The following is an 8235-nucleotide window of genomic DNA, read 5'->3' on the forward strand; positions in this document are numbered from 1 at the left end:
ATCCTAGGATAATACCATGCCTTCCAGCTTCGCCCTAGCCTGCCATAATCGCAGCCGAACATTCCAGTGCCACGGCGATGTACACCACATGACGCAATCACCGAACGCCAACATTCCGAAACAGAGCATCGCGCTGTCCATAAAGATCAACGGCACGCGATACGAGCGCGAGATCGCGCCGACCGCGACCCTGCTGGACGTGATCCGCGACGAGCTCGGGCTCACCGGCACCAAGAAGGGCTGTGACATGGGCGGCTGCGGCGCCTGCACGGTGCTGGTCGCGGGCCGTCGGATCGCATCCTGCCTGGCGCTGGCAGCATCCTTTGGCGACGCCGACGTGACGACGATAGAGGGGATCGGCACGGCCGATCGCCTGCATCCGCTGCAGGATGCGTTCATCCGGCACGATGCGCTCCAGTGCGGCTACTGCACGCCGGGCCAGATTCTGTCCGCGATCGCCTTGCTGGCGGAGGGGCCACGCTCGATCGACGACATCCGCGAAGGCATGAGCGGCAATCTCTGCCGCTGCGGCGCCCATGCCAACATCGTCGCTGCGATCGCGGAGGTCGGCGGGCTATGAGCAGCGCTTCCTTCAATTATATTCGCGCGGCCGAACTCACCGATGCGCTCGCGCGCGGCGAGAGGGCAGGTGCCGCCTATCTCGCCGGCGGCACCGATCTGCTACCGCTCTGGAAAGCGTCGCTGACCGCGCCGCAGGACGTGATCGACATCTCGCACCTCCCGCTTGCGACCATTATCCGTGCCGGCGACACGCTCAGCATCGGCGCGATGGCGCGGCTGAGTGACATCGCCGCCCATGCAGAGGTGAAAGCGCACTATCCTCTTGTATGCGATGCGATCCTTGCGAGCGCCAGCGGACAGGTGCGCAATGTCGCAACCATGGGCGGCAATCTGCTGCAGCGGACACGTTGTCCCTATTTTCGCGACGCGGGACTGGCCTGCAACAAGCGCGATCCCGGGTCCGGATGCGGCACCCGACATGGCGAGAACCGCCATGCCGTGCTGTTCGGTGGCTCGCCCGGCTGCGTCGCCACGCATCCGTCCGACCTCGCGGTGGCGCTGGCCGCGCTTGACGCCAGGATCGTGGTGAGCAGTGATAGCGGCGAACGCGAACTCGCACTGTCCGAGCTTTACCCGCTGCCGGGCGAGACCACCGCACCCGATTCATCTCTGCGCCCCGGGGAGATGATCACGGCGATCCGCATGCTCAATGCGGCGCGTTTCTCAAACCACGCGACCTATCTGAAGATCCGCGATCGCGCCTCGTTCGAATTTGCCGTCGTCTCCGTCGCGGCGGCGCTGCGCATCGAGGATAGCGTCATCGCCGAGGCGCGGCTCGCGGCTGGCGGTGTTGCACCACTGCCCTGGCGACTTGAGAAAAGCGAGGCGGCGCTGATCGGTCGCGCACCGACGGAGCACGCCTTTGCCGAGGCCGGCGCGCTCGCAATCGAAGGCGCGCGCCCGCTCGAAGGCAACGCATTCAAGATCCCCTTGCTGCGCAACGCCGTCATTCGCGCCCTGCAAACGGCCGGAGGCCATTCGTGAAGAACCGAACCATCGCGCGCTATGAAGGCACCCTCAAGGTCACCGGCCAGGCCCGCTATGAAGGCGAGATGATGCCCGAGGGCCTGCTGCACGCGGCCCTCGTGGAGTCGCCCATCGCCTGCGGCGAATTGCAGTCGCTCGATGCATCGCGTGCCGCTGCGCTGCCGGGATTTGCCACCCTCGTCAGCCACGAAGATGCGGCTTCGCTGAAGCCGTCGGCGGCAACCGCCCTGATCCGGGAGAAGGCCATCCATTTTCACGGCCAGCCCGTCGCGCTCGTCGCCGCCACTACGCTATCGGAGGCCCGCGAAGCGGCGAAGGCGACACAAGCCTCGATCGCAGCGCGCACCGCGTTGACGCAAATGGACCAGGCGCTGGACCAGGCCTATGAGCCGGCGATGGTCGGGCGTTTCCCGGCCGCGACCCGCCGCGGCGATTCTGCGAAGGCGTTGAGCGAAGCCGGGCTCGTGGTGCGGCGCCGCTACACCACTACCGTCAACAACCATCATCCGATGGAGCCCCATGCGGTCGTCTGCTGGTGGGAGGGCAACAAGGCCGTCGTCCACACCTGCACCCAGGCGATCTTCGCCACGCGCGCGATCATTGCGCATGCGTTTGAGATGCCGCCCGTCGACATCCGCGTGCTGTCGCGCTATCTCGGCGGCGGCTTCGGCTGCAAGGGACAGCTGTGGTGGCCGTGGATGTTCTGGGCGATGCTGGCGTCGCGAAAGACGAACCGTCCGGTGCGGCTCGAGCTTAGCCGCGCGCAGATGTTCACCCTGGTCGGGCGGCGGCAGGAGACGGCGCAAGACCTCGCGCTCGGCTTCGTCGATGGACGGCTGACGGCGATCGAGCATGATGTCGTAGCCCAGACCTCGACACATGCGGAATTTTCCGACTCGACCGCGGTCTACACGCGCTTCCTCTACGCCTGCCCCAACGTCACCACGCGTCACAGCCTCGTGCGCACCAACGAGCCGCAGCCGGTTCCGATGCGTGCGCCGGGAACGGCTCCCGGCACCTTTGCGCTGGAGTCGGCGATGGACGAGGCCGCAGAATTGCTCGGGGTCGATCCGCTCGAATTGCGCCTCGACAATTTTGCCGATCACGACCAGGAAAACGGCCGGCCCTGGAGCAGCAACAGCCTTCGCGAATGCTATCGCGTTGGCGCCGAGCGTTTTGGCTGGGCCGAGCGCCGCGCGCGATCGGCCGCCAAAGATGGCCGCTGGAAAATCGGCTTCGGCATGGCGACCACGCTCTATCCGGCGATACGCCAGGCCTGCCGCGCGCGCGTCGCGTTGCGCGCCGACGGCTCGCTGCTGGTCCAGTGCGGCACCCAGGACATGGGCTCGGGCACCTACACCGCGCTCGGCCAGATCGCGGCCGATGCGCTCGGCTTACCCATGGACAAGATCACCGTCGAGCTCGGCGACACCGAGTTGCCGGACGGCCCCTTCTCCGGCGGCTCGCAGGTCACGGCGAGCATCTTTCCCGCCGTGGAAGCTGCAACGGCGAAACTGCGCGCGTCCCTCGCGGGCCTCGCAACCACCGACGCGACGTCGTCGCTCGGCGGCAAGCCGCCGGAGGATCTCGAATTCGCCGACGGGATGATCCGCAGCCGCTCCGGCAACGCCGGCGAAAGGCTCACCGACGTGCTCGCGCGTGCGGCCGCTGATGGCTTGGAGGCAGACGGCGAGAGCCCGGCGACCGATCATCAGCAGCTTGCCGCGACCGGCATGGGATATGGTGCGATCTTCGTCGAGATCGGTGTCGATGCCGCGCTCGGCGAAATCCGCGTCCGCCGCGTCTGTGGCGCCTTCGCGGCCGGGCGCATCCTCAATCCGCTGCTGGCGAAGAGCCAGTATATCGGCGGTCTCATCGGCGGCATCGGCATGGCGTTGCATGAGCAGACCGTGACCGATGCTGCGACCGGCAGCATCCTCGGCAAGTCCTTCACCGACTATCTCATTCCGGTTCATGCCGACATGCCCGCATTCGACATCGCCATGATCGACGAGGACGACCCGCATCTCCCCGGCGGCGTCAAAGGCATCGGCATGCTCGGGACCGCCGGCATCCAGGCCGCGATCGCCAACGCCGTCTACGACGCCATCGGCAAGCGCATTCGCAAGCTGCCGATCCGGATCGAGGATTGTCTCTGATCGCGGCACGTGACTGCGCGCTCAAATAACTTCTGCGCTGTCGGAAAATGATGGCGGAGTGGAGTCAAACTCCCGATTTCGATTACTCCACTTCGAAAGACTGAAAGCCGCTGAGTAAACGCTCGCCTGCCTCCTGCAAAGGTTTCGAGTTTGAGCCCGGTTCGATTCCAGTCGGGCGATTGTTGAGCACGGACCCTGCCGGCGCAGATCGCTTGCTGTTTTTTGCGAGCTAATGCCGTCCGCATCCTGCTGGTATTTGTGCTGGTATCGGCAGCAATCGTCGACAAAAATGGTTTCAAATTCAAATGGTTATGGCTCTAGGCAATTATCGGCCAGGGGCACCAAGCAGAAAATATCAATAAGAACAATAGCTTAGATCACTGGTTCGATTCCATATTTTTGGGGAGGATTTTTGAGACTGTTGAAAATATTGGTAAAAAATTAGCACCAGTCATCCAATTTGTTGGTATCGAGAAATTAGACGATCGCGGCGAATTTCGCTATTCTGAACGAAGGAATCGAGCGGATGGCCCGCAAGAGCGATGGTGCGGGCGTCAATCCAAGGCAGATCTGATCGACGTCGACTGCCGCGCCGCGCGATCGAAATTCGACATTGGCGACGGACCGGTCGCGCTTTTCGGCTCGCGCACGAAGCTGATGCAGCATTGGGCTGATCGGATCGACCACTGGCTTGATCCCAAAAAGGCGATGACGATCAAGGGAGCCGCGCAGGCTTGAGTCTCCTTATCATCAGGCTGGTTGATGTTGTCCAATTGAACCTGCGGCAAGCTCATGTGATAGTCGTCGACCCTGTGCATCACGTGCCGGAAAGCGGATCGATTTCGCAGCGCCTTTGCAACGGGTTGCGCTGGCCGCCTAGGATAACGCCGCGCGTACATGCGCATTGACCAAGAGATCGTCTGCGTTCTTGACCGCTGCCCTCCGAAGGCAAAGGTCACACGTTCGCATGGTGCCGGGTGCGCCCACTTTTGCTTATTTCACAAAGCCCTAAACGTTAGCACGAGTTTGGCCGGCTTCAATTGGATTCGAGAGAGTAAGCAGTCGAAGGAAATTTTGACAAATGCAGATAGGCTGATCCAGAATTTAGGAGTCGAAAGCAGTCGAGGCCAAGGGAAGCGCTAGTTTCAGAGAGAAACGGACGGGACGCGCGCGGACAGATGAGACCGTCTTTATTCGGCCGGCGCGGACGAGGGCAAACTCGCGGTGCGAGGATGAGGCAGAAGCATCACGCGATCAGCACCGGAAGGCCTGCCGAGATCACGACTACGCCGCGGCCCCATGGCGCGATCACTAGTCCGAACTTAGTGGCGAGCCGCGACCTGCGCTGGGCCGATCATCGTGCCGGCAAAAATCGAAAGTTGCGGCCAATGGTCAGGCTGACCTTTGCACGCTTTTGCGAAGTGCTGAACCGAACGCGCTCTCCTGCCCAATGTCGTTTTTCCGCTACGTGCGCATCGGACGATTGCGTCTGCCACCCGGCTTTCTAACATTATGCATCTCACCGCCCGGCGTCTTGGCGCATACCCCGGTCAGGCAACTTCCAGGCTTTCGGGATGAGGTTACTCGCCCGGGATCTTGCGATAGTAGTACTCGAAATCAGCTCAGCGCGCGGTAGCCCTGAATGCGTAGAGACCAAGGGTTCGGGCTCTGCCCTGTCCTCGGCCGCCTCGACCGCTTCCCCGGGGCGCCTTCGGTGCCTATAATGCCTATCTGATGTGCGGACACGCGCGATCGTGAATTGGGATAACGAGCTTTCGGTGCTTACCTTCCCAATAGCATTAACTGCCAAGGGAGGACGCTATGGTGCGGCATCCTTGGGCGGTAGCTGCCGCTCTTTTCGCTTTTGGCGTGATTGGCTGGGTTCTCATAGCAGAGCGCCCTCGAGATAGCTCGGTACGGCTAGAAACTTCCCATTCCTTGAGTGCGGGTCCTGATCTGCGGTTGATATCTGAACGCAGCGAATACATGCGGACGGAACGGTGACGAACCGGTGCGCGGTCTCTGGGACGAACGGGCGTCGCGCACAGCCACAACGCCATGTAGCTTCCGATGAACCGACGGGCGGCTGTCATTCATCCAGTCGACCGAGCCATTGGACGGCCGATCTTAGGCCACTTGGCTAAACGTTGGGTCTCTACCCTGCATTAGGAACCACGAGCCAGCCTCTTCGGTTGAGAGCGGCGCATAACCTCACACGAGTGATGAACATCGTCGGCTAACCAAGCCTGATTGCAGCCAACTGCACCTCCAAATGCACGACAGCGGCTCGCTGTAACCACCTGGGCCGATCCGACGCGGAAACATCCGTGACCTACAACGATGGCCGACCACGGCAGCTTCCAGCTATCCGTTTCCACACAACCAAGACCCGGACGGACATTTGACCCTGCTGTCCCGGAAACCGGTTCACTAAAACGGGATGGGGTTAGGTTGAATCGATTTGGGATTCCCAAATCAGTGTGTTTCTGATTCACCATGCTGGCTGGGCGGAGGCCAGCATGGATGGGCAAGCCTTATTCTCTGGATCTCCGTAAGCGTGTCGTGGCCGCGATCGAGGGCGGGATGTCGCGCAATCGGGCGGCCAAGCAGTTCGGGGTGGCGATCAGCACGGCCGTCGGCTGGATGCAGCGGGTCGCGGAGACCGGTAGCGTTGAGCCCGGCCAGATGGGCGGTCACAAGCCGAAGGCGGTTTCGGGAGACCACGCAGTCTGGCTGTCGCAGCGGATCAGGGACGGCGATTTCACCATACGCGGTCTCGTTGCCGAACTTGCCGACCGCGGCCTGAAGGTCGACTACCACTCGGTGTGGGACTTTGTGCATGCCGAGAAGCTCAGCTTCAAAAAAAAGCGTGGCGGCTGGCGAACGCGATCGACCCGAGGTCGCGCGGCGGCGAGCCCAGTGGACAAAATATCAAGGTCGCATCGAAGCTGAGCGGCTGGTCTTCATCGACGAGACCTGGACCAGGACTGATATGGCGCCCTGCGGGGATGGGCGCCGCGCGGGCGCAGACTTCACGCCAAAGTTCCACATGGCCGCTGGAAGACCATGACCTTCTTGGCGGCCCTGCGCCATAACCGGATCGATGCGCCATGGTTCATCGAGGGGCCGATCGATGGCGTGAGCTTTCGCACCTATGTCGAGAAGGTTCTTCTGCCCGTCCTTCGACCCGGCGATATCGTCGTCCTGGATAACCTCGGCAGCCACAGGAGCAAAGCAGTTCGCCAGCTCATCCGTTCGGTCGGTGCCAAACTGTTGTTCCTGCCAAAATACTCACCCGACCTGAACCCGATCGAACAGGTCTTTGCCAAGCTCAAGCACCTGCTCCGCAAAGCTGCCGCGCGAACCGTCGACGCGGTTTGCGCCGCAATCGGCCATGCACTCGATGCCTTCACCTCCGAGGAATGCGCCAACTACCTCAAAAATTCAGGCTATCGAACTTAATGCCATCGCGCTTTAGCGGTCTAGAGCAGCACGGTCGATGCGAATGATACGGGAGGCGGAGTTTCGGTGACCCACCCGGCCGCAACAGATGGCTCGGGTGCGCATGTCAATCTCGCTGGTCGTTTTCAGGATGAGTCCAGGCATCAAGAACTGCCATGCTCACCTGCAAGAAGGTAATGGAAATTAAGAAACCAACATTGGTCGGGTTAAGCGCAGCTTCCCACGAGCTTTCGCTCGGCGCTGGTCTCGCTCGCGCCGCCCGATCAATAATCAGAGGTCGGAAGCTGCGGCCGTGCTGCCCGTACTTTGCTCCCGGCCGGATACCGCTTGAGCAATGGATCAGTAGTAGACGTGGCTTCGACATGTCAATCATCCGTGAGCGTTGCGCAACTTAGTGCCTCGGCGGAAATTTGGGCTAGGCCGCCCTCGCGATCGCGCCTTCTATCTCTGGAGCGAGCGTGGCTTGTGTGGTGTGAACCTGGAGAAGATCGGCCCACTGCATGTCTTTATAGTTGAAGCCGAACGCGAGCGTGGGCTTCACCACCATGAAGTAGGGCGAAATATCGAAGTCGCGCGGCGCGTAGAGTGACGAGTGACGGGTCTCGGCGATTTCGCGCCGCGCCGTCTGGCTTTCGATGCGCGTGATCTTGGGCAGGATCGGATAACGCACGGCGTCGAATGCTTGCGCAATCAGGGATGAACAGATGATGCGGCTCGCATCACCGGAGCCGAGTGCGATCGTTCGGCGGCGCCAACGCGGCGCCACCGGCCATGGGAATAGATAGCGCATCAGGTCGATGACGTTCCTGAAATCGTAGCCGAGGCCAATGCGTTCAGAGGCGTAGCGGCAAACCTTTTCGCAGTCGGTTTCGCTCAGGCCAACCGGCCGGCAGATGCGGGTTCGACAATGCAGATATTTCGACAGGGGCGCCGACACGACACCTTCGTCGAGATTGGCTTCGATCAGGACGTGGGGCTCGCCCTCGGTTGCGGCGCCCGCTATCGGCCCGACGTACAACGCCGAATGCGACCAGGTCGATTGAGT

5 protein-coding genes and 2 pseudogenes are annotated in these 8235 nt (G+C 61.9%); 5 read left to right on the forward strand and 2 right to left on the reverse strand.

All coding sequences use genetic code 11. The annotated features are described in order from the left end of the window. The first annotated feature begins 88 nt into the window (after positions 1–88). The 5 genes and pseudogenes from YY7_RS0148570 (at position 89) to YY7_RS57365 (ending at position 7190) form a co-directional block, all read left to right on the forward strand. Complete coding sequence (locus tag YY7_RS0148570) at positions 89–580, forward strand: (2Fe-2S)-binding protein (protein ID WP_028167743.1); 492 nt, start codon at positions 89–91, stop codon at positions 578–580. Then, the gene (locus YY7_RS0148575) at positions 577–1566 is read left to right on the forward strand and encodes an FAD binding domain-containing protein (RefSeq protein ID WP_035691962.1); all 990 of its coding nucleotides are present in this window, start codon (positions 577–579) and stop codon (positions 1564–1566) included. The genes YY7_RS0148570 and YY7_RS0148575 overlap by 4 nt, the downstream gene beginning before the upstream one ends. Beyond that, positions 1563–3728, forward strand: coding sequence for a xanthine dehydrogenase family protein molybdopterin-binding subunit (locus YY7_RS0148580; protein WP_028167745.1), 2166 nt, complete (start codon positions 1563–1565; stop codon positions 3726–3728). Before YY7_RS0148575 ends, YY7_RS0148580 begins: the two co-directional genes overlap by 4 nt. 399 nt (positions 3729–4127) lie before the next feature. Then, positions 4128–4466 (forward strand): hypothetical protein, encoded by a 339-nt coding sequence (locus YY7_RS59865; protein ID WP_080664213.1) that lies wholly within the window; start codon positions 4128–4130, stop codon positions 4464–4466. A 1785-nt stretch (positions 4467–6251) separates the two neighbouring features. After that, positions 6252–7190, forward strand: a pseudogene (locus YY7_RS57365) (IS630 family transposase). A 106-nt stretch (positions 7191–7296) separates the two neighbouring features. Here YY7_RS57365 and YY7_RS61605 read toward each other — a convergent pair. Both YY7_RS61605 and YY7_RS62485 read right to left on the reverse strand, forming a co-directional pair. Then, on the reverse strand, positions 7297–7554 hold the full coding sequence (locus YY7_RS61605) for a hypothetical protein (protein ID WP_155255675.1): 258 nt from the start codon (positions 7552–7554) through the stop codon (positions 7297–7299). A 51-nt stretch (positions 7555–7605) separates the two neighbouring features. Next, a pseudogene (locus YY7_RS62485) lies at positions 7606–8235 on the reverse strand (lipo-like protein); the annotation flags it as partial.

The sequence above is a fragment of the Bradyrhizobium elkanii WSM2783 genome (assembly GCF_000472865.1).
Classification (GTDB): Bacteria; Pseudomonadota; Alphaproteobacteria; order Rhizobiales; family Xanthobacteraceae; genus Bradyrhizobium; species Bradyrhizobium elkanii_A.

Excerpts from the sequence above, each read along its gene's own strand:
- YY7_RS0148570 (WP_028167743.1), top strand. The coding sequence starts at position 89 with ATGACGCAATCACCGAACGCCAACATTCCGAAACAGAGCATCGCGCTG.
- YY7_RS0148575 (WP_035691962.1), top strand. The coding sequence starts at position 577 with ATGAGCAGCGCTTCCTTCAATTATATTCGCGCGGCCGAACTCACCGAT.
- YY7_RS61605 (WP_155255675.1), bottom strand. The coding sequence starts at position 7,554 with ATGTCGAAGCCACGTCTACTACTGATCCATTGCTCAAGCGGTATCCGG.